Source organism: Caballeronia sp. LZ001 (assembly GCF_031450875.1).
In the GTDB taxonomy this organism is placed as follows: domain Bacteria; phylum Pseudomonadota; class Gammaproteobacteria; order Burkholderiales; family Burkholderiaceae; genus Caballeronia.
The window spans coordinates 177,506-204,280 of the sequence record NZ_JARTVX010000003.1; the positions used below are offsets into that span (position 1 = coordinate 177,506).

Here is a 26,775-nt window from a genome sequence, read left to right on the forward strand (position 1 = left end):
GTCTGTCTCCTTCGATCGGGTTAAACGACGGTGCTGGCAGTGTTGCCGGATAAGCGCATGAGTCCGGCGCGCGCGGCATAGCGCATGCACGCGGCGACATCGATGCTGCGAAACGCGTTCTCACGCAAGGTGATGGTCACTTCGTCGCCGGGGCCGAAAGCAAGCTCGCGCTCGCCGTCCAGCGCGACGATGCCCGCGCGCTGCTTGACGCGTTGCGGCACGCCATCGGCAAGGCGCTGCCAGCTTGCGATCGGCACGCGCTCCATCAAGCCCGGCGCAATAGGCGCGCAAAGTTCGAACTCGCCCTTGCCCGTTGCGGCCAGTTCGACGGCGAGGCCGCCCGGCTCGTGACGGCCGATTGGTTCGAGCAAGCCCGCAATGGCCGACATGCCGATGGCCTGCGGATCGGCATAAGACACGTAGACGGCCGCGAGCGTGTCGATCTTCCAGAGCGCGCGTGCGCCGACGAATTTTTCGTGCGAGATGACGGCATCGACGAGCGCGATGTCATGGCGCACGGCGCCGTTCTGATCGCGTATGTCGATGTCGAGGCGCTTGTTCGACATGAGCGCCTGCGCGGCCGGAATGCGGCCGGTGGCGTAAAGACCCGTGGCGAGCCCGGAGATGGTCGGCTCGCGCATTTCCGGGTAGGCGTTGTTCGTGCCCGTCGATAAACCCGCGAGCGGCACCGCGCCGCACTCGCGCACCACCGCGCGATGCGTGCCGTCGCCGCCCAGCACGATGAGCGCCGCCGCGCCCTCGTCCTGCATCATGCGCGCCGCGCGAAAGGTGTCGTCGACCCGCGCGGTCACGGGCATATCGAGAAATTTGACGCTCGCGAGATCCGCGTCGTGCCCGTGCTTGCGCGCGAGATGACGCGCGAGCATGACCTTGAGCCCTTCGCGATCCGGCATCATCAGGACGCGCTCGACGCCGCACGCCGCAAGCGACGACAAGAGCCGCAGCACGATATTCACGCGATCCGCGAGTTGCAGGCTGTTCGCGTTGGCGATCACGCGCCGGATGTCGCGCGCCGAAACCGGATTGGCGATGATGCCGACGAGCGGCTCGACGCTGTCACGCATGCTGGTGTCTCCGTTGACCCTGGCCGAAAGAAAGACGCTTCGTCGGGCGTTGGAATGGTTGTGAGGCGAGTAAAGGCAAGCGCTATGCCAATTGGAATAGCGAGGGATTACCCGGAAATAACGGGTGTTTTACGAGAGGAAGGGCACGTTGCACGCGTGCCGCCGTGACAGGTGTCACAGCGGCAGGTGTCTCATGGAGTACAGGCGTATCGCGAAATGCGGATGCTCAACGTTCGCCCGCGTCACGTTGATTCGGCGAACGAATGCCATAGCGCGCCATGCGCCGATACAGCGTCATGCGGCTCACGCCGATCTGCCGCGCCACGGCGCTCAGGTTCCAGCTCGCCGCGCGCAGATACTGCATCAGCAACATGCCCTCGGGCGGCAGGCGATGTGTATCGAACGCTTCGTCGGCCACATGTGCATGCGGCGGTTGCGGCGCGGCGTCGTGCGCGGTGGATTCGACAAATCCATCCGGCAGATCGGCCACCTCGATCACGCCATCCGCGCACACCGCTCGCGCGTAGCGCAGCACGTTGTTGAGCTCGCGCAAATTTCCCGGCCACTTATGCCGATGCAAACAAACCCGCGCCGCCGGCGACAACGCGACGGGACCATGCGCGGTATCGGCATCGAGGAACTTGCGGATCAGCCAGTCGAGATCGGATCGTTCGCGCAGCGGCGGCAACGCGAAGCGCGCGCCGTTCAGACGGTAGTACAGGTCTTCGCGAAAGCGGCCGTCCTGCATCAGCGCGTCGAGCGAATGATGCGTCGCGGAAATCACGCGCACATCCACGGAAACCGGACGCGACGCGCCTATCGCCAGAACTTCGCCTTCAGCCAGCACGCGCAAGAGACGGGATTGCAACTCACGCGGCATGTCGCCGATTTCATCGAGGAAAAGCGTGCCGCCATCGGCTTCCTGAATCAGGCCGCGCTTTGCTTTTGGACCCGCGCCGGAAAAACTGTTCGGCAGATGCCCGAACAATTCGCTTTCGATGAGCGTCTCCGGTATCGCCGCGCAGTTCACCGCGACGAACGGACCCGCGCGCCGCGCACTCGCGCGATGCAGCGCCTTCGCGAAGAATTCCTTGCCGCTGCCGGTTTCGCCGTTCACGAGCAGATTGATCGGCGAATCGACGAGTTTGGCGGCGCGTTCGAGTTGCCGCGCAAGCGCGGGATCGCCGCCGCCGAGGGCGGCCAGCGGCGCGGGAATGCCGGGCGCGCCTGCGGATTTTTCTTGCGTCGATGGCGCGAAACATGGCGCGGGCGGCATCACGCTCAGATATAGCAGCGCGCCGCTGCGCGCAAGCGGCAGCGCGCGCAGTTCGCTCGGCCGCGAATAGACGAAACGGCTCAAATCTTCCAGACGCGCTTCGAAGAGCGCATCGAAACGCATGCCGATAAGCGACGCCGCCGTTTCTCCCGGCGCGATGGGCTTCCCGATCTCGGCCGCCAGCATTTCGTGCGCGCGCCGGTTATGTCCGACGATGCGCCCGCCCTCATCGAGCGCGATCAGATATTCAGGATCGACATCGACAAATTCGGGCGATGTGTTGAGCTTGAGAATCCAGTCCTGCCGATGCGTGCGCAGAAAAATCGCGTTCTCGATATGCCGCACGTAGATGCGCACGAGTTGCAGCGCGAGGTTCTGGCTGTCGCGCGCTTGCGGTGAAGTCAGCGCGGAGATGTCGAGGATCGCGGTGAGCGCGCCGCGCGAATCGAAGAGCGGCGCGGCCGTGCAAGTGAGCGGAATATGCGTGGCGTCGAAGTGATCGATCTGATGCACGGTCAGTGCCTGCCCCGTCGCGAGCGCAGTGCCGACCGCACACGTGCCCGCGCCGTCCTCGCTCCATTCCGCGCCGAGATAAAGCCCGGCGCGACGCAAGGCCGTATCGGTGTTGGCGTCGCCAATGTAATCGACCGTCACGCCGAGCGCGTCCGTCAGCAGCACGACGTAACCCATTCCCGCGACCTGCTCGTGAAGTGTTTCCAGTCCATGTCGAGCGATGCGCGCGAAATCGTCGATCCGTTGCTGATGCTCGCGCAAGCGCGTCTGCGTCAGGATGCGCGCTTCCTGCATGCGCGACGGATCGAGCCCGTATTGATGAACGCAACGACGCCATGAAGTCTGAATAATGCTTTCCTGCGTGCGCGCAGGCGCCAGAACCTGCGCGCGCGTCGTCGCCGCGACGACTGCCTCGATGTGCTCGCGTTGCCGCATGTCCATGCGTGCTCTCCTGGGTGTCTCGTGCCCGGACGCTCGTTGGCTGGCGTCTTTTGTCGCTCGCGCACGGTCGTGCGACCGCGGGTAAACCGCTCCGCGCGCGGCGTCGTTCAGGCCATATGATGCTCGAATCGGCAGGACGCGTCATGCGGCGCACTGGTTGCGCCGCAGCAATCAACGTGGAAAAACAGGAGACGAGCGATGGCAAAAATCGCCTACGAAGACTTCGAGCGGCAAGTCGTGCAGCATCACCTGATCAAAGGCAACGTGTATGAGAACGGCGCGACGCTGGTCGAGCGCGCGAACCGGTGGATCGAGGAAAACGGTGTGGATGTACTGAACGTCGAGAGCCTCTCGACGTTCGGCGCGGGCGACGATACCAGCGTCAGCCATTGGTACTCGGGCATTCGCGTCTGGTATCGCACCACATGAAAGGCGCGTTCGACTGAATCAGCCGCGGCCGACGAACGGCATCTTGGTCGCCATCACGGTATGGAACAGTACGTTGGCTTCGAGCGGCAGATTCGCCATGTAAAGCACCGACTGGCCGACAATCTTCACGTCCATCATCGGTTCGATGGCGGTCTCGCCGTTCGCCTGCGGCACGCCGCGCGACATGCGCTCGGACAGATCCGTCAGTGCGTTGCCGACATCCACTTGACCGACCGCGATGTCGTACTTGCGGCCATCGAGCGATGCGGATTTCGTCAGTCCACCGACCGCGTGCTTGGTCGCCGTGTAGGCGGCCGAATTCGGACGCGGCGCGCTCGCCGAAATGGAACCGTTATTGATGATGCGGCCGCCTCGCGGTGTTTGTGCGCGCATCGTCCGGAACGCCTGTTGCAGGCAATAGAACATGCCGTTCAGATTGACGTTCACCACGCCTTGCCATTGCTCGGGCGTCCATTCCTCGAACGGTCCCGGCGGATTGCTCATGCCCGCGTTGTTGAACAGCAAATCGACGCGTCCGAAGCGCTCGACCGCCGCCGCAAAGAGCTTTTCGACCGATTGCGGATCGGAGACGTCCGTCGGAACGGCAAGCGCGCGTTCGCTTGCGTCGGCTTCGCCAATGACCGCTTCGAGCGGCGCCGCGCGTCGGCCCGCGAGCACGACCGACCAGCCGTCGCCGAGTAGAGCAAGCGCCGCCGCACGGCCGATGCCGCTCCCTGCTCCGGTGACGATGGCAATGCGCTTCTGCTTATTCACTGCGTCGGACATGTCGGCGTTCTCCTGTTGTGGTGCGCGCGCACCCTTGTGAGTGCATCGCGCGATTGGAAGAACATTATCGACGAATGCGGAGACAAGCGCGGCGCTTTTCAGCGAGCGCTTTCAAAGACGTTTCAACGATTACTCGATGCTTCCGTCGCCACCGTGCGCGCGGTGTTGCGCATGTTGCTGCCATCGCAGAAGACGACGGTCATCATCATCGGCACGACTTCATGGACGATTGCGTTGCTGCCGGATTCGCGCACGCGATCCTCGACCGTATCTTTCGCGCCGAGCACGACTACGCCGTAAGCCGAGTCGTTGATCGGACGGCCGTTGCCCTGCTTGAACATGGCATCGCCCTGTTCGTAGCCGAGCACGGCATATACGCGAAACCCGTAGGCCGTGAGTTCGCTGCCTTGAGTCGGCTTGAACGCGTTGACCGAGTTGGCTTCGACGCGCATCGGCGCAGCGTCGATCGAGCGGTCGTCGCGCAGTGGCGCGATGAAGCGATGCGCGCTGGATTGGCAGTCGAGTTGGCTTTCGAGCGGACGGGCAGTCGAGACGCCGGGTATCAGCGCGCCGGCGAGTGCGGCAAGGACGGTAAGCGTGGCGAAAGGGACGGTTTTCATGGCAGCAGCAATTCAACGGTTGAGTTGATCGATACGGCATGGACTACGTTTTGTGTAATGCAATAAGCAAGCCAATTTTTAAGTTTGTCTTTGTTTGCGGTTGCCTGGGCGGTGAGTCGTGACGGTGGCGTGCGCTAACTGCTTGTCTTCGCTGTGGTTTTTACAATTGCGCGTGTAGTTGATTCGTGCGGTTTTGTAAGCGCGATTGAATTGCTTCGATACCCGATGTGTTTGGGTTTGGACGACAAAGTTGCATGTGCAACGACAGTCGGCCCGAGTGCGCTTCGGCGAAAAAACGGGGCCTTTGGATAGAAGTAATCGCAAGCGCCCTGGCCAGCTAATGATGCGATCTGTTGAATTCCATCGGCTATATTGAGCAATTCTTTTCTTCTGGAACCAGCATGACTTCTTTAGCCGATTTTCCGATTACCCAGAAGTGGCCAGCACAACACCGGACCTATCCGTAATTCTGTGGGCGAGGCATATTATGAGAGGTAAAAGTCATGGATATGCCGATGAAGAAGAAACGCACCGTCGCTTCTCAGGCAGCGGCCCGAGGGCCGCTGCCTGCCCTTCCGGAAGGTCTGCTGGATGACCTGGTCAAAGGCCCGATGACGCCCATCGAGGTCCAGGACCTGATGCTGGCGTTCAACAAGGCACTCATCGAGCGCGCGATGGGCGCCGAGATGAAGATGCATCTGGGCTACCTGGCGGGGCAGCCGAAACCCGACGGCCAGGACAACGAACGTAACGGCGCCAGCGGCAAGACGCTCATCACCGATTATGGCCCGCTCAGGGTCGATCTGCCGCGTGATCGTGACGGCAGTTTTGAACCCATCCTGATTCCGAAACACGAGCGCCGTTTTACCGGTTTCGACGAGCGCATCATCGCCATGTACGCGCGCGGCATGAGTGTGCGCGAGATCCAGGCGTTTCTGGCCGAAGCCTATGGCACCGAGGTTTCGCCCGATTTCATCAGCTCGGTCACCGACGAAGTCATGGCTGAAGCGCTCGCCTGGCAAAGCCGTCCGCTTGAGCCGATGTACCCGGTGGTGTTCTTCGACGCGCTGCGTGTGAAGATCCGTGGCGACGGCGTGGTGAGCAACAAGGCGGTGTATCTGGCGCTGGGCATTCAGGCCGACGGCCAGCGCGATGTGCTCGGCCTGTGGATCGAACAGACCGAAGGGGCGAAGTTCTGGCTGAAAGTGTTCAACGAACTGAAGACCCGGGGCTGCCAGGACATCCTGATCGCGGTGGTCGACGGCCTGAAGGGACTGGCTGAGGCGATTGGCACGGCGTACCCGCGCACGGCCGTGCAGACCTGCATCGTGCATCTGATCCGCAACAGTCTGGAGTACGTCAGCTACAAGGACCGCAAGAGCGTGGCCGCAGCGCTGCGCCCGGTCTATGCCGCCGCGAGTGAACAGGCCGCTCAGCAGGCCCTGGAGGCCTTTGCCGAAGGCCCGTGGGGTGCGAAGTACCCGACTATCGTGCAGTCGTGGCGACGGGCGTGGGAGAACGTCACACCGTTCTTCGTGTTTCCGCCGGACATACGCCGTGTTGTCTACACCACAAACGCCATTGAGAGTCTGAACATGCAACTACGCAAGATCATCAAGACACGCGGCCACTTCCCCAATGACGAGGCCGCCATCAAGCTGCTGTGGCTGGCATTGCGCAACGTGCTGGCAAAGTCAGTACGCGCGGCGTTCGACTGGTCGTCCGCGATGAACCAGTTTGCCATCCTGTTTGGAGAGCGTTTTACCAACGCACGCGGGTGACTCCGCTAACCGCCTCGCACACAAAAATGCGGACAGGTTCCAACACCCCGAACGCATTCAGCTTTACTCACTACCGACGCCCAATGGCGTGAAGGTGTCGATCATGCTGGAAGAGACAGGGCTGCCTTACGAGCCGCATCTCGTGCGATTCGATACCAACGATCAAATGTCGCCCGAATTCCTGTCGTTGAATCCGAACAATAAGATTCCCGCGATCATCGATCCGAACGGTCCGAACGGTCAACCGCTGCCGCTTTTCGAATCCGGGGCGATTCTGATTTATCTCGCCGATAAAAGCGGCCAATTCGTTCCGGCAGACCCGGCGCAACGCTACGAAGCCATTCAATGGCTGATGTTCCAGATGGGCGGTGTCGGCCCGATGTTCGGCCAGGTCGGATTCTTCAATAAATTTGCCGGCAAGGAATACGAGGACAAGCGTCCGCGCGATCGCTACGTCGCCGAAGCGAAACGCCTGCTCGCAGTCCTCGACAAACACCTCGCCGGCCGCGACTGGATTTCGGGGAATGATTACAGCATCGCCGATATCGCGACGTTCCCGTGGATTCGCAATCTAGTCGGATTTTATGAAGCGCGCGATCTCGTCGGTTTCGACGATTTCGCGAACGTAAAGCGCGTGCTCGATGTGTTCCTCGCGCGCCCGGCGGTTCAACGTGGACTAGAGATTCCGAAGCGCGTGTGATCGTTGGATTTTTGCTTGATCAACCGTCGCTGACGATATTGCCGAAATCGTGCGGAAACGGTTAAGGGCGAACGCGCGTGCCAGTCGCAGCTTTTTGACACGTTAGACGCGTTCGCTGGGACAGGTCCACAATGTGGGGCATCGCGCGAAAATCAGACGTCGGGTTTAAAGCCTTTCGCATCAATAGTTTGCCCCGGCGCTCAGGATATCCACAAGCTTGTCCAGTGCGGATGTGGATAAAAAGCGAAGCGCGCCTTTTCAATGCGACCGTTTCGGGAGCCGGCAACCCATGAATGTTATTTCCTGTTCCCAAACCGCGACGCGGCCCGGCCGCCGATTCGCCGTTGCCGTGCTTGCGTTGATTTGCGTGGTCGCTCATGCGGAAACGCAGTGTCCGGGTTACGTCGAAACCGGCGCCGGCAGCGCGTTCGATCTGGCTGGCATCATCAAGGACACCGGGTCGCCGCAACTTGCGCTGGATCGGGTGCGCAAAGCGGTATCGAAAATCGATGCGGGCGGCGGCTGCTCGATATTCGCCAACACTCGTGCGTGTGAGGAAACGCTCAACCTTGCGCATAAGGCAATCGACGCGTTGCAGACGTGTTCATCGACGTCGGCGCCGAAAGGCACATCGCACGGTTGAGAAAATCGCGGACGAAAAAAACGCGCCGCCAAAACTGGCGGCGCGTTTCGATGCCTCAACAGCCCTTAAAACGATCAGCGATCCAGGAAAGGACGCAGCTTGTCCGCGCGGCTCGGATGCATGAGCTTGCGCATTGCCTTGCTTTCAATCTGGCGAATACGCTCGCGCGTCACATCGAACTGCTTGCCCAATTCTTCGAGCGTGTAGTCGGACGCCGTATCGATACCAAAGCGCATGCGCAGAACCTTCGCTTCGCGCGGCGAAAGCGCGTTGAGCGCATCGTCGATTGCGGCGCGCATATTCGCGTGCACGGCCGCATCCGCCGGCGATGCCGCGCCTTGGTCCTCGATCATGTCACCGAGCGTCGCGTCGGCATCTTCACCGACCGGCGTTTCGAGCGACACAGGTTGCTTCGCAATCTTCAGGATGCCGCGAATCTTCTCTTCCGGCATTTCCATGCGTTCCGCGAGCACCGACGGATGCGCTTCCTGTCCCGTCTGCTGCAGGATTTCACGCGAAATGCGGTTCAGCTTGTTGATCGTTTCGATCATGTGAACCGGCACGCGAATCGTGCGGGCCTGATCGGCAAGCGAACGCGTCACAGCCTGACGAACCCACCAGGTTGCATACGTCGAAAACTTCCAGCCACGACGATATTCGAACTTGTCCACTGCCTTCATCAAGCCGATATTGCCTTCCTGAATCAAGTCGAGAAACTGCATGCCGCGGTTGACGTACTTCTTCGCAATCGAAATCACGAGACGCAGATTTGCCTCGATCATTTCACGCTTAGCCTGACGCATTTTCAACTCGGCAGCCGTCATCTGACGATTGATCTGCTTGAGCTGCTTGAGCGGCAAGGCAACACGCGCTTCGATGTCGATGAGCTTTTGCTGTTCAGCCTGAATGGCCGGCAAACTGCGCTCGAGCGACGCGCCGTATTGACGCGAAGCCGCCGCCGTGCGCGCCGTCCATTCGAGATCGGTCTCGTTGCCCGGGAACGATTCGACGAACTTGTCGCGCGGCATGCCGCAACGATCTACCGCGATTTGCAGCACGCGACGCTCGATCTCGCGAACTTGCGCAACCTGCTGCTGGACGTCCGCGCACAAACGGTCGATGGTCTTCGCCGTGAAGCGAATGGAACCGAGCTCGCGTTGAATCTCCGCGCGTGCCCGTTCGACGGCCTTCGAAGCCGCGGCGCCTGAACTCTTCGGACTGCTTGCTTGCTCGGCAAGGTCGCTCACGCGCGCGAAAACTTCCAGGCAATCCGCTTTGAGTTGCTTCAAACGCGCTTCATTCGATGCAGCGGAATCGCCGCCTTCGAGGTCGTCTTCGGAATCTTCATCGTCGCCGGATTCTTCGGTGTCCGTATCAATCTCGGACGTGTCCGATGTATCGGATGCCGAAATATCTTCTTCTACCGTATCGTCTTCCTTCAGACCGTCGACGAGTTCGTCGATCTTGATCTCGCCCGATTCGACCTGAGCCGCGTCCGCCAGAATGGTGGCGACCGTGGACGGGCACGCAGCGATGGCCTGAATCATTTCATGCAAGCCATCTTCAATGCGCTTCGCAATGGCGATTTCGCCAGCGCGCGTCAACAGTTCGGTTGCGCCCATTTCACGCATATACATGCGAACGGGGTCCGTCGTGCGGCCGAACTCGGAATCGACGGTTTGCAGCGCGTTCTCGGCTTCTTCTTCCGACTGTTCATCGGCGACGACAGCAGGCGCGTTATCGCTCAAGAGCAGCGTTTCAGCATCGGGCGCTTGCTCATACACCGCGACGCCCATGTCGTTGAACGTGCTGACAATGGTTTCCATCGCCGCCGTTTGCGCGAAGTTGTCCGGCAAGTGGTCATTGATTTCGGCGTGGGTCAAATACCCCCGCTCCTTGCCCAACTGAATGAGCGCGCGCATTTGGCGCTGACGCTCCTCTTCCTGCTCCGCCGTCGTGGGGACATCGGGCTGCATCGTGCCGGTCTGGCCCTTACCCTTCCCTGCCCGTCGACCCGCGGACCTGCGCGCCGGCGCGACAATATCCAGCTCCGAATCTTCCCGATCAAAACTTGCCATACTTTCTCCTCGACAGGTTTGCTCGACGATGACAGGTCCGTGCGCGAGCGAAAAGGCTCGCTGACTTTGGTAGGCATTCGGCGCACGCTTTTCGCTGCCGAGACTGCTGACTCTATATGGACGGGTGGCTGAAAATCGCTTCGAGCAAAATGCACAGTCCCGTCTAGTTCGACGTACTGCACCTTCCATTCGCCCTAGCGGGCGCAACCTTAGACTATATCAGCATTCGTTACGATGTGGGCTGTTTTTTCAATATGCCAGCTTGGGCCCTAACATAGCCAGTGTCGGCGACAAGACTCGAGATTCGCGTATGCGCTGGCACTTGTTCGATGCTCGCCTTTTCGATGACGGACGCACTGTTCAACGCTCTTGGCAGTCCATTTGGCCCTCCGGCCTGTTTAGCAAGTATGAGCAACTTCAGCGCTTTCAAGCGCGACTGCGCCGCGTGCGAGCAAGTCGACGTCTTTAGGTCATGCGTGTCATCGATTTGAGATTTAGAGCGCGAACCTTGCGCTGGCGGCGCATCAGATCTGTGCGGAACGATCTTCCCGGCTTTGATGGCCGCGAGGAAGTCGGTCGCCCAGGCGCCTGCCCTAGTGCGGGGGTGTCGCTCGTTGCGATGATGCGTGGTGACGGATTTTGCGTCCTCAGAAACGAGGAATGTTCTTGCTCCGTCATGGCTCACAAAAGATTGACCGGCAAGTTCGGCAGAAGCTCTTTGCAGTTCGATGTCGCGAGCTATTCGAGTTTTCTTCTCAACGTTTCCTTCGTGAATGGTCCGCACGCGGTAAGTAAAGTCGACGGGGGCACGAAGGAGTGCCCGAAGATAGCTGATCGGATGCTTCGCCCGTTGGAGGTGTTTCCAGGAGGCTTCGACCACATCGGACAGACGCTTGGCGTGTTCGGACGCTTCGCGCATGAGCCGGAAGATCAGGAAATGACGAAAGCCCAGACCGCGCAGGCGTTCGAGGTCCGCGGGGAGCTTTCCTGGTTGTCTCTTTTGACTAGTAGGGTATAGATCCTTATATATAGCGCCGTCTGCCACGGTGGCAGACGGCGAAACCAAAGAAGAAGGTTGCTCGCGGTTTGATTTCCGTTCGTTTGGATTTTGAGCATTAGTTGTCGTATCGCTACCTGACTCAACAAGACCTAGAAGGGTAACGACCTTTGGTGTGAGATGTAGGTAGGCACGTCCGAACAGCCCAGCGGCGCCGTAGCGAGTCTGCGGAGGACGTGTAATTAAGGCCTCCTTCTCCAAATCCTCAAGGCTTCGATAGAACGTACGCATGGACTGCATTGCGCGGCCGGTTAGCAATTCACGGCGAGCGAAGATTGCCGCGTAGGGACGACGTGCGTCGACAGTGCGAGCCAGAGCGGCGAGTAAGGCTCGAGCGCGGGCAGGCAGTGCGGCGAGATGATTCGCTCGGTAAGCGGCTCGAAAGATGACCCAGGGAAGATTGGACCGATCGCAAGCGTAATCATCGAGCGCTTGTTGGTCCGCAAAGTTCTCGGATGGTTCGTGTTTTTCGAGGCGAGAAAAGTCCTCGCCTGCAACGGAAAGTTGCGCGATATGCATGTCAAGTACATCCATTTTTGGAAATGGAGGGCAAACGCTTGACTGCCGATCGCGATCCGCTAAACTTCGATCTGTGTACTTCGTGACCCGATTGGCGTCGGGAAGCGGACCGGGCGAGCAGCAGTTGAGCCCGAATTCAAAAGCCTTCGGTTGGCGCCGAAGGCTTTTGTCTTTCTAACGCAAATTACTTACATCGTTGCCTCGCGTTTATATTTTTCAAGTGATTGATTATTAACGAGTTTCTAGTAGGCTCATCGGTTGGCGCCATCTGAGCTACAAGTAACTCGTTGATTTAAAAATAAAATCTAGTAGAGCCTCAGCTTCTTTCGGTTTCGGTCAACGTCTTGTTGATGAAGTCTGCAATTCGTTGCCCCCATTGCTCGGCGTCACCTGCGTCGTTCTCGAAGAATCGAACTCCGACTACGCCGTTCCTCGTTGAGACCTCGCAGACCTTTCTCCGTCCCGCACGAACGACAGTAGTACTAGGTGCGATCGCCTTAGGCTTCTCCGCCGCCAGCGCCACTGCTTTGTCTTGCGTAAAATTTTCGTCATCAATCAATCGGCGAATTGCTTCAACGACTTTTTCCGCTTTGCCTGCCTCAGTTAAAGCGGCGAGCTTTTGCGCAGCATTGCTGCCGAGTCTTTCCGGCTTTTCCGCAAGCGCCGCTTTCGCAGCCTCTGGCAGAGCGTCGAACGAAAAAATGCGGGTAACGTGGCTTTTGCTAAGTCCCGCGCTCTCCGAAATTTCGGTGCGCGAAAGCCCGCTCAGCTCCTGCAGGCGTTTGAAATTCCAATACTTCTCGAAGTCGGTCAGAGAAGGTGAAAGCAGGTTCGAGAAGAACGCCGCAAATTCAATTTCACCTTCTTCGATCGACGCCACGTTAGCGCGGATAGTGTTGCGACCAAGCTCGCGATATGCGGCCACACGATTGTGACCGGCCACGATCTCATAACGCCCATCGGTCAGCGTGCGCACCAAAATTGGCGTCGCTAGAGCGTGCTGGGAAAGGTTGCTCTTCAATTCCTGGAACTGTTCGCTGGTCAGCTTCCGCCGACGCCCGCTAACCTCGATCAGCGCGTCGAGCGGTACTTCCAAAGCGGCCCGCTCTTCGAGTTGCGTTTCCAATTCCTTGATACGCGCCTGCGCCGTGTTGATGCGATGCTGCGCGTCCATCAACCTTCCGGGTGACGTCCGCGCCTCCGTGCTCGTGACACGCGGCTGATTTGGCTCGGCCGGCTTGGTTCCAATGTTTGCGGTCTTTGCCAGCAGTCTGTCGCCGATACCCATTTAAGCCTCCGATTGATTCCAGGCGCGGACGAACTGCGCGTCGAGATGTTCGGCGAGCCGATCGAGCGGCTCTTTGAACCGGTTGTACGCGGCAGTGCTTCCGTCGGGCTTCGACAAGTCATAGACCGTGGACAGCTGAGCAGAAGCGCCCTTCGGTACCGTCGACTCGGGAATCTCAAACGGAAGGACGCGATCGCCATAAGCTTTCTGAAGCCAGCCGCGCACGACGCGCGACACATCGTCGGACTTTGCCTTGGTCAGAATCACATTGACGAAGTCGAAGCGCTTCTGTTCGAGCACGCCGGGCAGTTTCTTCGCGATGTCCGCGAACAGATGCCAGAATTGTGTAGAGCTCGCAAAGTCGAGTGCTTCGGGCGGGCAGGGCAGCAAGATTGCGTCGGAGGCGAGCAGGGCGTTGATCGTGAGGTAACTAAGCGCAGGCGGCGTGTCGATGACAACGGCGTCATACTCCGCCGTCAGCGGCAACAGGCCTTTGCGCAAAATCTCCCAAAACTCGAACGTGCTGTCGTTGAGAACCTTGGCCGGAATCTCGAACTCGGCGTCAAACAAGGACGATGACGCCGGGACGAGATCCAGGTTGTGCCAATAGGTTTCCTGCACCGCGTAGTGCAGCGTTTGCTGATCGCCGTATATAAGTGGAAGAAGCGTCTGATCGTCGGAGATCTCCGCATCCGGTGCCCAGCCGCAAAGCTGCGTAGTCGTGCCTTGCGGGTCGCAATCGATTACCAGCACGCGCCGCCCGAGCAAAGTGAGCGCTTGGGCGGCGGATACTGCAGTGGTGGTTTTCGCAACACCACCTTTGAAGTTCGCGACAGTGACGATACGTCCGCGTTTACCCTCGGGTCTTCGCGCTCGCTCCTTGGTCGCCCGAATCCACGTCAACGTTTCTTCAAGCGTGAACTCCTTGCTCCGGCCGGCGCCTTTCGACGTTCCAGCGGGAAGTTCACCCTTGGTCGTGAGGTACTGAAACCGCTGCTTATCGACTCCGCAAAGCGAGGCCACCTGAGCACTCGTGAAAGTCGGCGCGCTTTTGCGGGGATACGGCTCCAGCATTGCGTCGCGGATCTGATTAAGAATGTCAGTGGCTTGGGCGGCCACTCCCAAGAGCGTCTCGATTGAGACGGATTGATCGACTTCGGGAAGCCGAGCGCTTAGCATTGAATTCGCGGTCACTGGCGGGCCTGAGTAGGCTATAGATTCTTCGGTTTGTGGAAAACATGCTGCAAACCGAAGAATAAACGGCCAACCGGTAAACCTCAAGTAAACTCTGAAGTTGTTTTATCCCGAAATCGGGCGTTTTTACAACACGACGTTTACTTGACGGGCAGCGAATCAGTCGACAAGGGCCCTTGAGCGGCGAATGTTGCCCTCCGAATCAATCGTTCGACGCCTAGTAGTTTGGACGAATCCTGATTTTCCAGGTAAACCTTCGTCGTCGAAAGTTTCGAATGACCCAAGTTAGCGCTAACCTCCGGTAACGCTGCGCCGTGTGCGAGCGCATGAACGGAGTGCGTGTGTCGAATCCAATGAGTGCTGGCCTGTGCGAGGCGCTTCCCGGAGCCGGGAACATGACCGTCGGCGAGAGCGGCCGCATTTGCGAACACCCGCTTGAACAGTTTGCCGATGCCATCCGGCCCAAGCGCACTGCCGCCGCGAATCTGCGCGAGAATTGGCGTGCCTTCTGGACAGGCCAAGGGATCAGACAAACCGCGAAGCGCCAGATTTTCAATCAGCGCTTCCGCAACGGCCGGCGGCAAAAACACAGTTCTTGGTTCGCCGCGCTGACGCGCGACGCTTACTCGCCAGATCGGACCGGCAACGCCGGAAAGCCGTCCGACCGACAGCGCGTCCGTGGTCGCTGCGGCTAGTTCTCCCCGACGCATGCCGGTGGCATACGCCAAAAGCAGCGCCAGGCGGTCACGATGCTCGGCGAAACCATAGACATCGCGCGATACCGACTGCAGCACAATCTGCCACTGATCCGTATCGAGTGAGCGGTCCACGGCGTCGAAGACCGGCGGCTCGGCCACACGCGTCTGTCCAATAAACGGGTTTGTCGCCAGATACCCCTGCGCCTCTAGCCACGCGCCCATCGCGCTTAAAATTGCGCGCGCGGATTCCCGGCTTCGATCAGAAAGTGGCCCGGCAAAAGGCCGCCAGCTCGAAAGGCATCGATCGACGCGACCTTTTGCCACCCAGCGCGCGGAAGGCTGCGGATTCGGTAAAAAAGCCGTGATGTACTCGTTGCAGTCGGCCTCGTCTAAAGACGACATCGGCTTGTGTTTTTCCACCAAGGCCCAGAGCAGCAACCGTTCTGCTTCCCGGCGATAAGCCCTTTGCGTGTGCGCGCTGGCCGTTCGCGCGGCGAGCCACGCGTGGATTGCCTGCAGATCCGTGCCAAATTCTGACGGCCGCCGATTCGTCCCCTTCGATCCATCGAGCGCCGCAGGAACTCGCAGCGCTTCGAGCGGGACAATCCGAAGCGTCTCGTCCCGCGACCCAGTCCATTCCGAACCTCGTGCCAATGCGTCACTCGGCCAATCGCGCCGCGGCACGAGAGCCAACGGTGAAAAAGTATGACGAAGCGCGTACGCGTGAAGCTGCAACCAGTCCACGATTCGCTGCGCTCCTTTCGGCCCGAGTCGCGGAACCACCGTGTACCAGCGCTGGCGCCGGGTTTCGATTAGCGAAACGACATCGCCGACGGTAGAAAGCCCAGCCGCTGCGAGCCGCGCGGTCACAGCCGGTTCGAACCAGCCATCCAGTGGATGATCCTGCCGTGGCTCTTGCGCGAGACTTGCCTCCATTCGCGATAGCGCGTCGGTCTGCCGCCGTCGCAGCCGGAGATTGCGAGAAGCCCGCCGATCCAGCGCCGGTGTGGCTCCGGGCGGATATTCTTCCTCGTAGAGCGCTAGTAATTCGGCTTCGCTATAGACGCCGTCGGGGTCGATCCGCTCACGGTATTCATCGAGCGATGGCGTGTCCTGCGTTTGTGGCGGCTCGAAAAGCGGGATACTGCCCGGCCGCAACCGTAAGAGGTAAGCGGCGTCGGTGTCGTGCGCGCGTCGGGCCAGCACCGAAAGCGTGTCGCGCAACGTGACGATAAGCCGACGTGTGGTACGGACATCCGTACCGGCATCGCCATAAGACGCGTGAAGTTTCGCCTCGGAGACGCCATCTAAATAGCCGCGATACAGCGCAAAGTGTTGGCGAGTCAGGCGGCGCGTGGGCGAAAAGCGGGGCGCGTCGGCAGCCGGATTGGTTATACTCGCCGGGTTAGCTGTTGCCATCCTGCTTGATTTCCCTTTGTATTCAACAATTTGCGGGAAGGTTATCAACCAGCTTCGAATTTGACAAGGAAAATCGCACAGTCTGATAAGTAGATTTATCAGACTGTGCGATTCGAAGACCAGCGTCGAGTGTACCGTCAGCTTGAATGTTCAATTCGCAAAGCGCATATTTCCAGCACGTTCATATCGGACTTTCAGGAGAGACGTGCCGATGCGCGAACCCAGACGCCCCGAGTTGAAGCAATCGGGAGAGGACGACGCTCCCCGCCCGAGTCTTCCGGAGGTCTTCGCGTCGGTGCGCGTGCCGGTGGGCGGATGGTGGTTCAGGCGCTTTCTCGCTTTTGCCGGGCCGGGCTACATGATCTCCGTCGGCTATATGGATCCGGGCAACTGGGCGACGGACATCGCGGGGGGATCGCGCTTCGGCTATACACTGCTCGCCGTCATCCTTCTTTCCAATCTGATGGCGATTCTTCTGCAATCGCTTGCCGTGCGGCTCGGCGTGGCGACCGGCCGCGATCTGGCGCAGGCGTGCCGCGATCATTATTCGAAACCGGTGAATCTCGCACTTTGGCTCGCCTGCGAGGCGGCGATCATCGCGTGCGACCTGGCCGAAGTCATCGGCACGGCCATCGCGCTGAAGTTGCTGTTCGGTATTCCGTTGATCGCCGGCGCGCTCGTCACCGCGCTCGATGCTTTCCTGCTGCTCTTCCTGATCAACAAGGGTTTTCGCCTGCTCGAAGCGTTCGTCATCGTGTTGCTCGTCGTGATAGCAGGCTGCTTTGCCTTGCAGATCGCCGCAGCCGCGCCACCTTGGGGCGAGGTCATGCGCGGCTTCGTGCCATCGACGGAAATCGTGACGAATCGCGAAATGCTGTACGTGGCCATTGGCATCCTCGGCGCGACGGTCATGCCGCACAACCTGTATCTGCATTCTTCGGTGGTGCAGACGCGCGCGTTCGGCGATTCGATTCCCGCCCGCCGCGAGGCGATCCGTTTCGCGACCATCGACAGCACGATCGCGCTGACCCTCGCGCTCTTCGTCAACGCGGCGATCCTGATCGTGGCCGCCGCCGTGTTCCACGCGAAGGGCCATTTCGAAGTCGTCGAGATCGAGGAAGCGTTCCGGCTTTTGTCGCCGCTTTTGGGTTTCGGCATTGCATCGACCTTGTTCGCGGTCGCGCTGCTCGCGTCGGGCCTGAACTCGACCGTCACCGCGACGCTCGCCGGCCAAATCGTCATGGAAGGTTTTCTGCGACTGCGCATTCCGAACTGGGCGCGACGGCTCATCACGCGAGGTCTTGCTATCGTGCCGGTCATTGTCGTTACCGCGCTGTATGGAGAGAAGGGCACGACGCATCTGCTCGTCCTGAGTCAGGTGATCCTGTCGATGCAATTGCCTTTTGCCGTCATCCCGCTCGTCCGATTCGTTTCGGACCGACGCAAATTAGGTGTTTTCGTCGTTTCGCGCTGGACCGCCGCGCTGGCGTGGCTGGTTGCGGCGGTGATCGTCGTGCTCAACGTGAAACTGCTCGTCGATACCTTCTTCGTTTGAACGCGCCACGTCCTCTATATAGATAGAACGGCCGAGTAGTCGAAATGGCTTAAGGACGGAGTGATGGCACAAAGCCTTCCAACGACCATCCATCAAAGACGAAGTCCCTGAAAACGCCGACGCGATAGATTCTTCAGCATGCTTTGCTTAAATGAAACCCGTGCACTAACCTGACCTTTGCACCGTGGTAGCAGGTGAGTCGGTCGTTGGCGTGCGTGCAACTCTCCGCATCCACGCCAGGAAAAACGAAACAGTCGGGGCGTCGGAAAAAACATGAACTGCTTGAGGCCCGCTGTTCACCTGACGCCGCTCGTTCGAGGGTTATCGCTCGCGTTCGGTGTCTTTTGTCTTTCGCGCGCGCTGCCGGCTCTGGGCGCATGTGAAAACAACGCACCGCAATCCGGCGAGACAGCTACGTGCGATACCCGCGTGCCCAATCCCTCGACCTTGCCGGTCATCGCGGTTTCAGGCAGCGTCAACGTAACGATCGAAGTGTTGCCCGGCGCCGAACTCGATGTCGGTAGCAACAGCGGCATCCTCATCCGCGACACGAGCCTCGCAAGCAACAGCGGCACGCTGCGGATCAATGCTGGCGGCGCCAATGCCATGACCAGTCAAGGCATTGGCGCCGGTCGCAATACGCTGCTGAACCGCGGCGCCGTCACCACCGGCTCGGGCGCAGCGGGCATCTTCAACTCTGCTGCCGCGGTCACGATCCACAACGAATCGACGGGCGTCATCCGCACGAACGGTGCGAACGCCGCAGCGATGATCGACTCTCAAAGTTCGGGCAGCGGCACGCTGATCAATGACGGAGGCGTCGCGACGAGCGGCGCGAACTCGTACGGCATGGCCGCCGTGACGCATGGCGATTCCCTCGTGAACAACGGCACGATCACGACGACCGGTGCATTGGCGCACGGCGTCTTTGTCAACGCCAGTGCGGGCGGCAACGTCATCACGAACAATGGCGCGATCGACGTGTCGGGCGATGGCGCGCATGGCATCGCTTCGCTCGATGCCTCGCCAGGCGCAATCGCCAACACCGGCACGATCACCGCGCGCGGCGCTGGCGGAACGGGCGCCTCCATCACCGGGCGCGTGTCCTTCGTGAATGCGGCGGGCGCGAGCATCGTGAGTCAGCAGGCAAGCGGGATCGCAGCGAACGGCGGCGGCACGCTCGACAACGCCGGCTCGATTCAAGGCGCGACCGGCGTGACGATTGCCAACGGAGCCGAGACGATCAGCAACTCCGGGACGATTCGCGGCGACACCGGTGAGGCCGTCGTGGCGAACGGGCGCATCAACGTGTCGATCAGCAATACGGGCGTGATTGCCGGAAGCGCGGGCGTTGCCGTGCGCACCGATACCGGAAGCGACACGTTCAACATGCATGGCGGAACGGTCACGGGACAGGTTCGCCAGGGCGATGGCATCGACGCCTTCACGATGACGGCGGGCCAGCTCGATTCGCTCGATCAAGGCGATGGACGCGACACGCTCACGATGTCCGGAGGACGCATCGTCGGCGTGTTCGCGAATGGCGATGTTGCGCAAATCACGGGCGGGCGCATCGGCACAGCGGACTTGAACATCGGCAACAACGTCTTCACGATGTCCGGCGGACAAATCGATGGCAACGTCACCGCCGCCCAGAACGACGACACTTTCTCGCTTTCGGGCGGGACGATTGGCGGACGGGTCGATCTCGGCAGCGGCACGAACAAGCTGACCAACACGGGCGGCACGATCGGTCAGGGCGTGACGACGACAAGCGGAGCGGACACGCTCGCCTGGAGCGGCGGCGCGATTAGCGGGCCGGTGTCGCTCGGCGCGGGCAACGACACTGCCACGATTCGCAATCTGACCGATGCGACATTCGCCGCGACGACGCGCATCGACGGCGGCGCGGGCATCGACGCTTTGACATTCGACAATTCGCAAGTGAGCGGGCTGAACCGCTTCGTCGGTTGGGAGACGATTACTGCATCGAATGCAACGCAACTCACGTTCGATGAAAACGGCCTGACGCTCGGCGATACCACGACCGGCGCCGGATTACTCGATCTCGATGCGACGAGCACGATTTTGGCGGGCGGGATCGGGCGCGTGGCGCTCCAGCCCGCCGTCGCCGGACAACTCGTTACGCTGAACAACGCGGGAACGATCGACCTGACGAACGGCGGCGCGAGTACGAGCGATGCGTTCGTCGTGAATGGCAACTACACGGGCAACAACGGCCGGCTGCTGGTGCAGAGCGTCGTAGGCGCGGACGGCGCGCCGAGCGACAGACTCGTGGTTGCGCAAGGCGTGAGCGCCGGGACGACTTCGATTGGCGTAACTAACGTCGGCGGCGCTGGCGGGCTCACGGCGAACGACGGGATTCAGGTCGTGCAGGCAACCAACGGCGCGACGACATCGGCGGGCGCGTTCACGCTGGCGCATCCGGTAGCGGCGGGCGCTTTCCAGTATTACCTGTTCAAGGGCGGTGTCAGTGACGGAACGGCCGACAACTGGTATCTGCGGTCGAGCGTGCCTCCGGCTCCGGTTACGCCCGCGACACCGACACCGACACCGGCACCGGCACCGGCACCGACACCGACACCGACACCGACACCGACACCGACACCGACACCAACGCCAACGCCAACGCCAACGCCAACGCCAACGCCAACGCCGACGCCGACGCCGACGCCGACGCCGACGCCAACGCCAACGCCAACGCCAACGCCAACGCCAACGCCAACGCCAACGCCAACGCCGACCCCGACGCCGACGCCGACGCCGACGCCGACGCCAACGCCAACGCCAACGCCAACGCCAGCGCCATCGCCATCGCCATCGCCAACGCCAACGCCAACACCAACGCCAACACCAACGCCAACACCAACGCCAACACCAACGCCAACGCCAACGCCGACACCGACACCGACACCGACACCGACACCAAACCCACCGACTCCAACCGCCGCCGCCGGAACACCACCGCTTCCGCCGCCGCCACCGCCAGGCGCGGCTCCGACGCCGCTTTATCGAACCGAAGTGCCCGTCTACACCGAAGTGCCGATCATCATGCGCGAACTGGCGATCCAGCAAATCGGCACATTCCACGAACGTCAGGGCGAGCAGTCATTGCTAGGCGAAACCGGCGCGCTGCCCGCCGCATGGGCGCGCGTCTGGGGCGGCCACGCGACGCTGCGCAACAGCGGCGCGGCGGACCCGGAATTCAGCGGTGGAATCGGTGGCGCGCAAGTTGGACACGATGTGTACGCCGATGCCAGCTCCACCGGTCATCGCAATCACTATGGCTTTTTCCTCGGCTTCGCGCGCGCAAGCGGCGACGTTAGCGGCTTCGCGCTCGGCTTCCCCAACTCAGCCGTGGGCCATCTCTCGGTCGATGCCTACAGCGCCGGCCTCTACTGGACGCACATCGGCCCCGGCGGCTGGTACACGGATGCCGTCGTGCTCGGCAGCACGCTCACCGCCGATCCGGTATCGAACCGCGGCGTCGGCGCCAGCACACACGGCACGACATTCGCCGCATCGTTCGAAGCAGGGCTGCCCATCGCGCTGCCCGCGGGCCTCGGCATCGAGCCGCAAGTGCAACTGATCTGGCAGCACGCGAGTCTCGACGATATCGATGACGGCATCTCGCACGTATCGTTCGATGAAGCGAGCGGTCTGATCGGGCGGCTCGGCCTACGTTTGTTCGGCAACTTCGATGCGGCCGGGACTTCGTGGCAGCCTTATTTGCGCGCGAACCTCTGGCGCTACTTCGGCGCCACCGATACCGTGACCTTCGCCGCATCGACCGTGATTCCGACGAGCGTATCCGCCACGACCGCGCAACTCGGTGCGGGTATCGTCGCGAAGGTGAGCGCACGCGGCAGCGCGTTCGCCAACGTGAATTACACGACGAATATCGGCGGCGCGCGTCGCAGCGCGATCGAAGGCGGTCTCGGCGTGCGGTGGAAGTGGTGAGCGCTCGTTGAAACCTGTTCGCTCGCGTGACTCCATGCATACTATTGGAGACTAAAAGAGCACGAACACAGGAGACGAAGATGAGCAGCGCGCCGCAATGCCCCCTGCACGACGATGCCTCTCTCGCCCCGAACGGCTGCCCTGTCAGCTCGCGCGCGGCCAGTTTCGATCCCTTCGGCGACGGCTATCAGCAAGATCCGCCCGAATATGTTCGCTGGGCGCGCGAGCAGGAGCCCGTCTTTTATAGTCCGAAGCTCGGCTACTGGGTCGTCACGCGCTACGACGACATCAAGGCGATCTTCCGCGACAACCTCACGTTCAGTCCGTCGATCGCGCTCGAAAAGATCACGCCCACGGGTCCCGAAGCCAACGCCGTCCTCGCGTCCTACGGGTTTGCGCTCAACCGCACGCTCGTCAACGAAGACGAGCCCGCGCACATGCCGCGCCGCCGCGCGCTGATGGAGCCCTTCACGCCCGACGAGCTCGCGCATCACGCGCCTATGGTCCGCGCGCTCACGCGCAGCTACGTCGATCGCTTTATCGACGATGGCCGCGCCGATCTCGTCGATCAGATGCTCTGGGAAGTGCCGCTCACCGTCGCGCTGCATTTTCTCGGCGTGCCCGAGGAAGACATGGACACGTTGCGCCGCTACTCGATCGCGCATACGGTCAATACATGGGGTCGTCCGAAGCCCGAAGAGCAGGTCGCCGTGGCGCACGCGGTCGGCAATTTCTGGCAGTACGCGGGCAAGGTGCTCGACAAGATGCGCGAAGATCCGTCCGGTCCCGGCTGGATGCAGTACGGCATCCGCAAGCAAAAGGAGCAGCCCGAAGTCGTCACCGACTCCTATCTGCATTCGATGATGATGGCGGGTATCGTCGCCGCGCACGAAACCACCGCAAACGCGACCGCCAACGCCATGAAGCTGCTGCTGCAACATCCCGACGCGTGGTGCGACATCTGCGACGACCCGAGCCTCATTCCGAACGCGGTCGAGGAATGCTTGCGCCACAACGGTTCGGTCGCGGCGTGGCGGCGGCGCGCGACGAAGGACGTGGTCATCGGCGGCATCGCGATTCCGGCGGGCTCGAAGCTGTTGATCGTGACCTCATCGGCGAATCACGATCAGCATCAGTTCGCCGACGCCGACCTCTTCGACATCCGCCGCGAAAACGCCAGCGATCAACTGACTTTCGGCTACGGCGCGCATCAATGCATGGGCAAGAATCTCGCGCGCATGGAGATGCAGATTTTCCTCGACGAACTCACGCGCCGTTTGCCGCACATGAAGCTCGCGAAGCAGCGCTTTACCTATGTGCCGAACACTTCGTTTCGCGGACCCGAACACGTGTTCGTGGAATGGGACCCGGCGATGAACCCGGAGCGCGCGGACGCGTCGGTGCGCGAGGCGCGCGAAGTGGTGCGGATCGGCGAGCCGTCGGCGCATGCGGTGAGCCGGCCGGTGGTCGTCGAAAGCGTGGAGGCGTGCGCGGATCGCGTCGTGCGCGTGCGTCTCGCTTCCGCCGATGGCCGCGCGCTGCCGCGCTGGACGGCGGGTTCGCATATCGATGTCGTCTGCGGCGACACGGGACTATCGCGGCAGTATTCGCTGTGCGGCGACCCGGACGAGCGCGGCGTGTTCGAGATCGCCGTGCTGCGCGAGACGGAGAGTCGCGGCGGCTCGGCATGGGTGCACGGCAATGTGAAGCCCGGCGCGCATTGGCGCATTCGCGGGCCGCGCAATCACTTCCGGCTCGACGAGACCGCTGACAGGCTCGTGCTGATAGCGGGCGGTATCGGCATTACGCCGATCGGTGCGATGGCGCGGCGCGCGCGCGCCGTTGGCATCGAATACGAAGTGCACTACAGCGGCCGCTCGCGCGCGTCGATGGCGTTCGTCGATGAACTCACCGCGCTTCATGGCGACCGTCTGCGTGTGTATGTGTCGGCGGAAGGCGAGCGCATCGACTTCGCGTCGCTGCACGTCGATGGCGGCACGCAAGTCTACGCATGCGGTCCCGCGCGCATGCTCGATGCGCTCGCCGCAGTCAGCGACGCGTGGCCGGAAGACGCGCTCACCACGGAACATTTCGAATCGACACTCAGTGCACTCGATCCTGGCAGCGAGCACGCGTTCGAAGTGGAACTGAAGGACTCCGGTTTCACGCTGACGGTTGGAGCGGGGGAAACTTTGCTTGCGACACTGAGGCGCGCAAACGTCGATGTGCAAAGCGATTGCGAAGAAGGTTTATGCGGCTCTTGCGAAGTGCGCGTGCTCGACGGAGAAATCGATCATCGCGATGTGGTCCTGACTAGAGCAGAGCGGCAATCGAATCGCCGCATGATGACGTGCTGCTCACGCGCGAAAGGACCGCGGCTCGTTTTGGAGCTTTGATAATCGGCTGGGGCGAACTTTCTGTGCGGCGCTCGAGCGCATTTAAAAGGTCGTTCATACGCCCGATCTTTATCAATCGTAAAGTCGATTAACCCGAAGGTGAAATGTTGATATTCCGCTCCGTCATCGTTCGTATAAGTTTTCGGAATGTTTTGTGATAACCAAAGCATATTTGTAACGATCCAAAGAGTGAATTGTGATCACACATCTTATCTGCAGATGCCCTTCCATATACGGACGGATTAATGTCGTCCAAAATTTCGGCTGAATAAGATGATTAATGAACGGCCGTGCGGTCCTTTAGACAAAACATCTGCTGCAATTCAAGGGACTTTTTACTCCAACTAGGGTTATTACCTAGTAATATGTAATTTATTATCCACCTTTGTCGTTTAAAATCAGTCTCAATTGGTGCGACGCACAAGCACCATTCATCGAACAACTTCAAGTCTCCGTTTGCGCATTCGCACGATATCCGTGCGACGGAGTCGCTCGCTCGCGATTCTTGCACAGCCGGAGGTACGCGAGGGCAAACGCTGAGCCTGAGAGATTTTCAATAAGGCCCATTAAATGGACCACTCGATTTTTGCAAGCTAGTTGGTGCACCGTTTGGTGCAAAACTTCCTTAATCGACATTACTGAATTTGTCGTTGCGTCGACTGAATGCATAGGCGCGGCGTGCTAAAGGCTGCTACGCCGCCAACTGGAGGACGCTTTCCGAACATTTCGGGCAAGCATGCTTTTGCATGACATCTTCGCGCCGCGAGACTGCAAACCAAAAGTGCGGCGCGAGAAGCAGTTGAACATCATCGATCTGAGAGAAACGTAACGAGGGCTATCATCAATGACCAAGCGAATTGCAGTGGTAACGGGCGGCATGGGCGGACTGGGCGAAGCCATCAGTATCAAACTGCACGATGCGGGTTTCGCTGTCGTCGTGACGCATTCGCCGGGAAACGCGTCGGCGTCCGAGTGGCTCGCGAACATGGATCGTCAGGGCCGCGCCTTTCGCGCCTACGAAGTGGATGTCGCCGATTACGATTCCAGCCAGCACTGCGTCGCGAAAATCCAGCATGAAGTCGGTCCCGTCGATATCCTCGTGAACAATGCGGGCATCACGCAGGACACGACTTTCAAGAAGATGAGCAAGGTGAACTGGGATTCCGTCCTGCGCACGAACCTCGATTCCGTCTTCAATATGACGAAGCCGGTTTGCGAGGAGATGGTCTCGCGCGGCTGGGGCCGCATCGTCAATATTTCGTCGGTCAATGGATCGAAGGGGCAAGTCGGGCAGACCAATTATTCGGCGGCGAAGGCGGGCATGCATGGCTTCACCAAGTCGCTCGCGCTCGAAGTGGCGAAAAAGGGCGTGACGGTCAACACGATCTCGCCGGGCTATCTCGCCACCAAGATGGTGACCGCGATTCCGCAAGACATTCTCGACTCGAAGATCCTTCCGCAGATTCCAGCCGGGCGACTTGGCAAGCCGGAAGAAGTCGCGGCGCTCGTCGCGTTCCTGTGCTCTGAAGACGCAGGCTTCGTGACCGGCTCGAATATCGCCATCAACGGCGGCCAGCACATGCATTGATGAGCAAGGAGCGACGCGTCATGCGTTCAATCGCGCGTGGCGCGTCGATGACGTCCGACATGTCGATACGGGTGAGTCCATGAACCAACTCAGCGCGGATGCCGCCGTCTACAACATCGGTCATCTCGATTCCGCGATCGAGCATCTCGACCAGGTGCTGAATCTCGAAGGCGCGAATTCGCTTTTTTCGAAGACTTACTGGCGCAATCGCGTCGTGCAGGCGCTATCGACGCCGGGACTCGCGCCGAGTCAGCATACGCGGCTTCAGCGGCTGCTCGATCGCATCGCGCAATCCTGAAGCGCAGGCGCTGTGTTTCCTCTGACCCGTGAAGAAAATCGCGGGCGCTTGTAATATGCGGGCCGTACATCAATCACGGCTCATTTCAAGCGTATGTCTTTACCATTCTTCACACTCGCGCGTCTGTGCGGCGCGCTCGCGTTCGCTCTTTCACTCACCGCGTGCGGGACCACGAGCGAAGTCACGGCCGGCTCGCAGCCAGATGTCTACACCGTGACCGGCAAGGCGACCGGCACTCGCATGTCCTGGTCGACCGCGCGCAGTGCCGCAATGGACGCCGCCAACGACTACTGCAAGCAACGCGATCAACGCGTGTCGATCCGATCCGAAGCGACGAGCGGCATACGCTCGCTCGAAGAACAGACTTCGACGGTATCGTTCAGTTGCGTGGCGCGCGTGGAGCAAGCGGCGCGCGATTAAACTCCCGCAC

General features: G+C 60.6%; 19 protein-coding genes. 10 read left to right on the plus strand and 9 right to left on the minus strand.

Features of this window, described 5'->3' with window-relative positions:
• Positions 1–20 precede the first annotated feature (20 nt).
• Both P9292_RS05300 and P9292_RS05305 read right to left on the minus strand, forming a co-directional pair.
• Complete coding sequence (locus P9292_RS05300; RefSeq protein WP_309958269.1) at positions 21–1,085, minus strand: NAD(+)/NADH kinase; 1,065 nt, start codon at positions 1,083–1,085, stop codon at positions 21–23.
• 226 nt (positions 1,086–1,311) lie between these two features.
• Positions 1,312–3,315 carry a sigma-54-dependent Fis family transcriptional regulator gene (locus P9292_RS05305; RefSeq protein ID WP_309958270.1) on the minus strand — a complete coding sequence of 668 codons (2,004 nt, stop codon included), beginning with the start codon at positions 3,313–3,315 and terminating at the stop codon, positions 1,312–1,314.
• Between the two features lie 198 nt (positions 3,316–3,513).
• On the opposite strand from P9292_RS05305, the gene P9292_RS05310 reads away from it, so the two are divergent.
• Positions 3,514–3,744 carry a hypothetical protein gene (locus P9292_RS05310; RefSeq protein ID WP_244829870.1) on the plus strand — a complete coding sequence of 77 codons (231 nt, stop codon included), beginning with the start codon at positions 3,514–3,516 and terminating at the stop codon, positions 3,742–3,744.
• Between the two features lie 18 nt (positions 3,745–3,762).
• On the opposite strand, the gene P9292_RS05315 is transcribed toward P9292_RS05310, so the two are convergent.
• Positions 3,763–4,530 (minus strand): SDR family oxidoreductase, encoded by a 768-nt coding sequence (locus P9292_RS05315; protein WP_309958271.1) that lies wholly within the window; start codon positions 4,528–4,530, stop codon positions 3,763–3,765.
• A 122-nt stretch (positions 4,531–4,652) separates the two neighbouring features.
• The gene (locus tag P9292_RS05320) at positions 4,653–5,150 is read right to left on the minus strand and encodes a hypothetical protein (RefSeq protein ID WP_250468942.1); all 498 of its coding nucleotides are present in this window, start codon (positions 5,148–5,150) and stop codon (positions 4,653–4,655) included.
• 509 nt (positions 5,151–5,659) lie between these two features.
• Between P9292_RS05320 and P9292_RS05325 the strand changes: the two genes are divergently transcribed.
• The 3 genes from P9292_RS05325 (at position 5,660) to P9292_RS05335 (ending at position 8,274) form a co-directional block, all read left to right on the plus strand.
• Positions 5,660–6,931: an IS256 family transposase gene (locus P9292_RS05325; protein WP_409015145.1), complete on the plus strand. Its 1,272-nt coding sequence runs from the start codon at positions 5,660–5,662 to the stop codon at positions 6,929–6,931.
• A gap of 55 nt (positions 6,932–6,986) precedes the next feature.
• Positions 6,987–7,631 carry a glutathione S-transferase N-terminal domain-containing protein gene (locus tag P9292_RS05330; RefSeq protein WP_309958737.1) on the plus strand — a complete coding sequence of 215 codons (645 nt, stop codon included), beginning with the start codon at positions 6,987–6,989 and terminating at the stop codon, positions 7,629–7,631.
• 289 nt (positions 7,632–7,920) lie between these two features.
• Positions 7,921–8,274 (plus strand): hypothetical protein, encoded by a 354-nt coding sequence (locus P9292_RS05335; RefSeq protein ID WP_250468939.1) that lies wholly within the window; start codon positions 7,921–7,923, stop codon positions 8,272–8,274.
• Positions 8,275–8,348: 74 nt separating this feature from the next.
• On the opposite strand, the gene rpoD is transcribed toward P9292_RS05335, so the two are convergent.
• The 5 genes from rpoD to P9292_RS05360 all read right to left on the minus strand — a co-directional run bounded on the left by rpoD (position 8,349) and on the right by P9292_RS05360 (position 16,527).
• The gene (gene rpoD, locus P9292_RS05340) at positions 8,349–10,352 is read right to left on the minus strand and encodes an RNA polymerase sigma factor RpoD (RefSeq protein ID WP_250510867.1); all 2,004 of its coding nucleotides are present in this window, start codon (positions 10,350–10,352) and stop codon (positions 8,349–8,351) included.
• 229 nt (positions 10,353–10,581) lie between these two features.
• Entirely contained in the window at positions 10,582–11,928 is a 1,347-nt protein-coding gene (locus P9292_RS05345; RefSeq protein ID WP_309958273.1) for a replication protein O, read from the minus strand.
• A gap of 316 nt (positions 11,929–12,244) precedes the next feature.
• On the minus strand, positions 12,245–13,216 hold the full coding sequence (locus tag P9292_RS05350; RefSeq protein WP_309846605.1) for a ParB/RepB/Spo0J family partition protein: 972 nt from the start codon (positions 13,214–13,216) through the stop codon (positions 12,245–12,247).
• Positions 13,217–14,395: an AAA family ATPase gene (locus P9292_RS05355; RefSeq protein ID WP_309848244.1), complete on the minus strand. Its 1,179-nt coding sequence runs from the start codon at positions 14,393–14,395 to the stop codon at positions 13,217–13,219.
• A 155-nt stretch (positions 14,396–14,550) separates the two neighbouring features.
• A complete protein-coding gene (locus P9292_RS05360) occupies positions 14,551–16,527 on the minus strand; it encodes a phage integrase family protein (protein ID WP_309958274.1) in 1,977 nt (658 codons plus the stop codon).
• A 211-nt stretch (positions 16,528–16,738) separates the two neighbouring features.
• On the opposite strand from P9292_RS05360, the gene P9292_RS05365 reads away from it, so the two are divergent.
• From P9292_RS05365 to P9292_RS05390, 6 genes are all read left to right on the plus strand, one after another.
• Positions 16,739–18,082, plus strand: coding sequence for an Nramp family divalent metal transporter (locus tag P9292_RS05365; RefSeq protein WP_244829879.1), 1,344 nt, complete (start codon positions 16,739–16,741; stop codon positions 18,080–18,082).
• A 273-nt stretch (positions 18,083–18,355) separates the two neighbouring features.
• Complete coding sequence (locus P9292_RS05370; RefSeq protein ID WP_309958275.1) at positions 18,356–22,063, plus strand: autotransporter outer membrane beta-barrel domain-containing protein; 3,708 nt, start codon at positions 18,356–18,358, stop codon at positions 22,061–22,063.
• An 80-nt stretch (positions 22,064–22,143) separates the two neighbouring features.
• Complete coding sequence (locus P9292_RS05375; protein ID WP_309958276.1) at positions 22,144–24,459, plus strand: cytochrome P450/oxidoreductase; 2,316 nt, start codon at positions 22,144–22,146, stop codon at positions 24,457–24,459.
• A gap of 844 nt (positions 24,460–25,303) precedes the next feature.
• Positions 25,304–26,047: an acetoacetyl-CoA reductase gene (gene phbB, locus P9292_RS05380; RefSeq protein ID WP_244829882.1), complete on the plus strand. Its 744-nt coding sequence runs from the start codon at positions 25,304–25,306 to the stop codon at positions 26,045–26,047.
• Between the two features lie 79 nt (positions 26,048–26,126).
• The gene (locus tag P9292_RS05385) at positions 26,127–26,345 is read left to right on the plus strand and encodes a hypothetical protein (protein WP_309848241.1); all 219 of its coding nucleotides are present in this window, start codon (positions 26,127–26,129) and stop codon (positions 26,343–26,345) included.
• A 93-nt stretch (positions 26,346–26,438) separates the two neighbouring features.
• Positions 26,439–26,765: a hypothetical protein gene (locus P9292_RS05390; protein WP_309848240.1), complete on the plus strand. Its 327-nt coding sequence runs from the start codon at positions 26,439–26,441 to the stop codon at positions 26,763–26,765.
• Positions 26,766–26,775 lie beyond the last annotated feature (10 nt).

What these genes read in the sequence shown, in the direction of transcription:
- P9292_RS05300 (WP_309958269.1), bottom strand. Translation starts at nt 1,085, where the DNA reads ATGCGTGACAGCGTCGAGCCGCTCGTCGGCATCATCGCCAATCCGGTT.
- P9292_RS05305 (WP_309958270.1), bottom strand. Translation starts at nt 3,315, where the DNA reads ATGGACATGCGGCAACGCGAGCACATCGAGGCAGTCGTCGCGGCGACG.
- P9292_RS05310 (WP_244829870.1), top strand. Translation starts at nt 3,514, where the DNA reads ATGGCAAAAATCGCCTACGAAGACTTCGAGCGGCAAGTCGTGCAGCAT.
- P9292_RS05315 (WP_309958271.1), bottom strand. Translation starts at nt 4,530, where the DNA reads ATGTCCGACGCAGTGAATAAGCAGAAGCGCATTGCCATCGTCACCGGA.
- P9292_RS05320 (WP_250468942.1), bottom strand. Translation starts at nt 5,150, where the DNA reads ATGAAAACCGTCCCTTTCGCCACGCTTACCGTCCTTGCCGCACTCGCC.
- P9292_RS05325 (WP_409015145.1), top strand. Translation starts at nt 5,660, where the DNA reads ATGCCGATGAAGAAGAAACGCACCGTCGCTTCTCAGGCAGCGGCCCGA.
- P9292_RS05335 (WP_250468939.1), top strand. Translation starts at nt 7,921, where the DNA reads ATGAATGTTATTTCCTGTTCCCAAACCGCGACGCGGCCCGGCCGCCGA.
- rpoD (WP_250510867.1), bottom strand. Translation starts at nt 10,352, where the DNA reads ATGGCAAGTTTTGATCGGGAAGATTCGGAGCTGGATATTGTCGCGCCG.
- P9292_RS05345 (WP_309958273.1), bottom strand. Translation starts at nt 11,928, where the DNA reads ATGCATATCGCGCAACTTTCCGTTGCAGGCGAGGACTTTTCTCGCCTC.
- P9292_RS05350 (WP_309846605.1), bottom strand. Translation starts at nt 13,216, where the DNA reads ATGGGTATCGGCGACAGACTGCTGGCAAAGACCGCAAACATTGGAACC.
- P9292_RS05355 (WP_309848244.1), bottom strand. Translation starts at nt 14,395, where the DNA reads ATGCTAAGCGCTCGGCTTCCCGAAGTCGATCAATCCGTCTCAATCGAG.
- P9292_RS05360 (WP_309958274.1), bottom strand. Translation starts at nt 16,527, where the DNA reads ATGGCAACAGCTAACCCGGCGAGTATAACCAATCCGGCTGCCGACGCG.
- P9292_RS05365 (WP_244829879.1), top strand. Translation starts at nt 16,739, where the DNA reads ATGCGCGAACCCAGACGCCCCGAGTTGAAGCAATCGGGAGAGGACGAC.
- P9292_RS05370 (WP_309958275.1), top strand. Translation starts at nt 18,356, where the DNA reads ATGAACTGCTTGAGGCCCGCTGTTCACCTGACGCCGCTCGTTCGAGGG.
- P9292_RS05375 (WP_309958276.1), top strand. Translation starts at nt 22,144, where the DNA reads ATGAGCAGCGCGCCGCAATGCCCCCTGCACGACGATGCCTCTCTCGCC.
- phbB (WP_244829882.1), top strand. Translation starts at nt 25,304, where the DNA reads ATGACCAAGCGAATTGCAGTGGTAACGGGCGGCATGGGCGGACTGGGC.
- P9292_RS05385 (WP_309848241.1), top strand. Translation starts at nt 26,127, where the DNA reads ATGAACCAACTCAGCGCGGATGCCGCCGTCTACAACATCGGTCATCTC.
- P9292_RS05390 (WP_309848240.1), top strand. Translation starts at nt 26,439, where the DNA reads ATGTCTTTACCATTCTTCACACTCGCGCGTCTGTGCGGCGCGCTCGCG.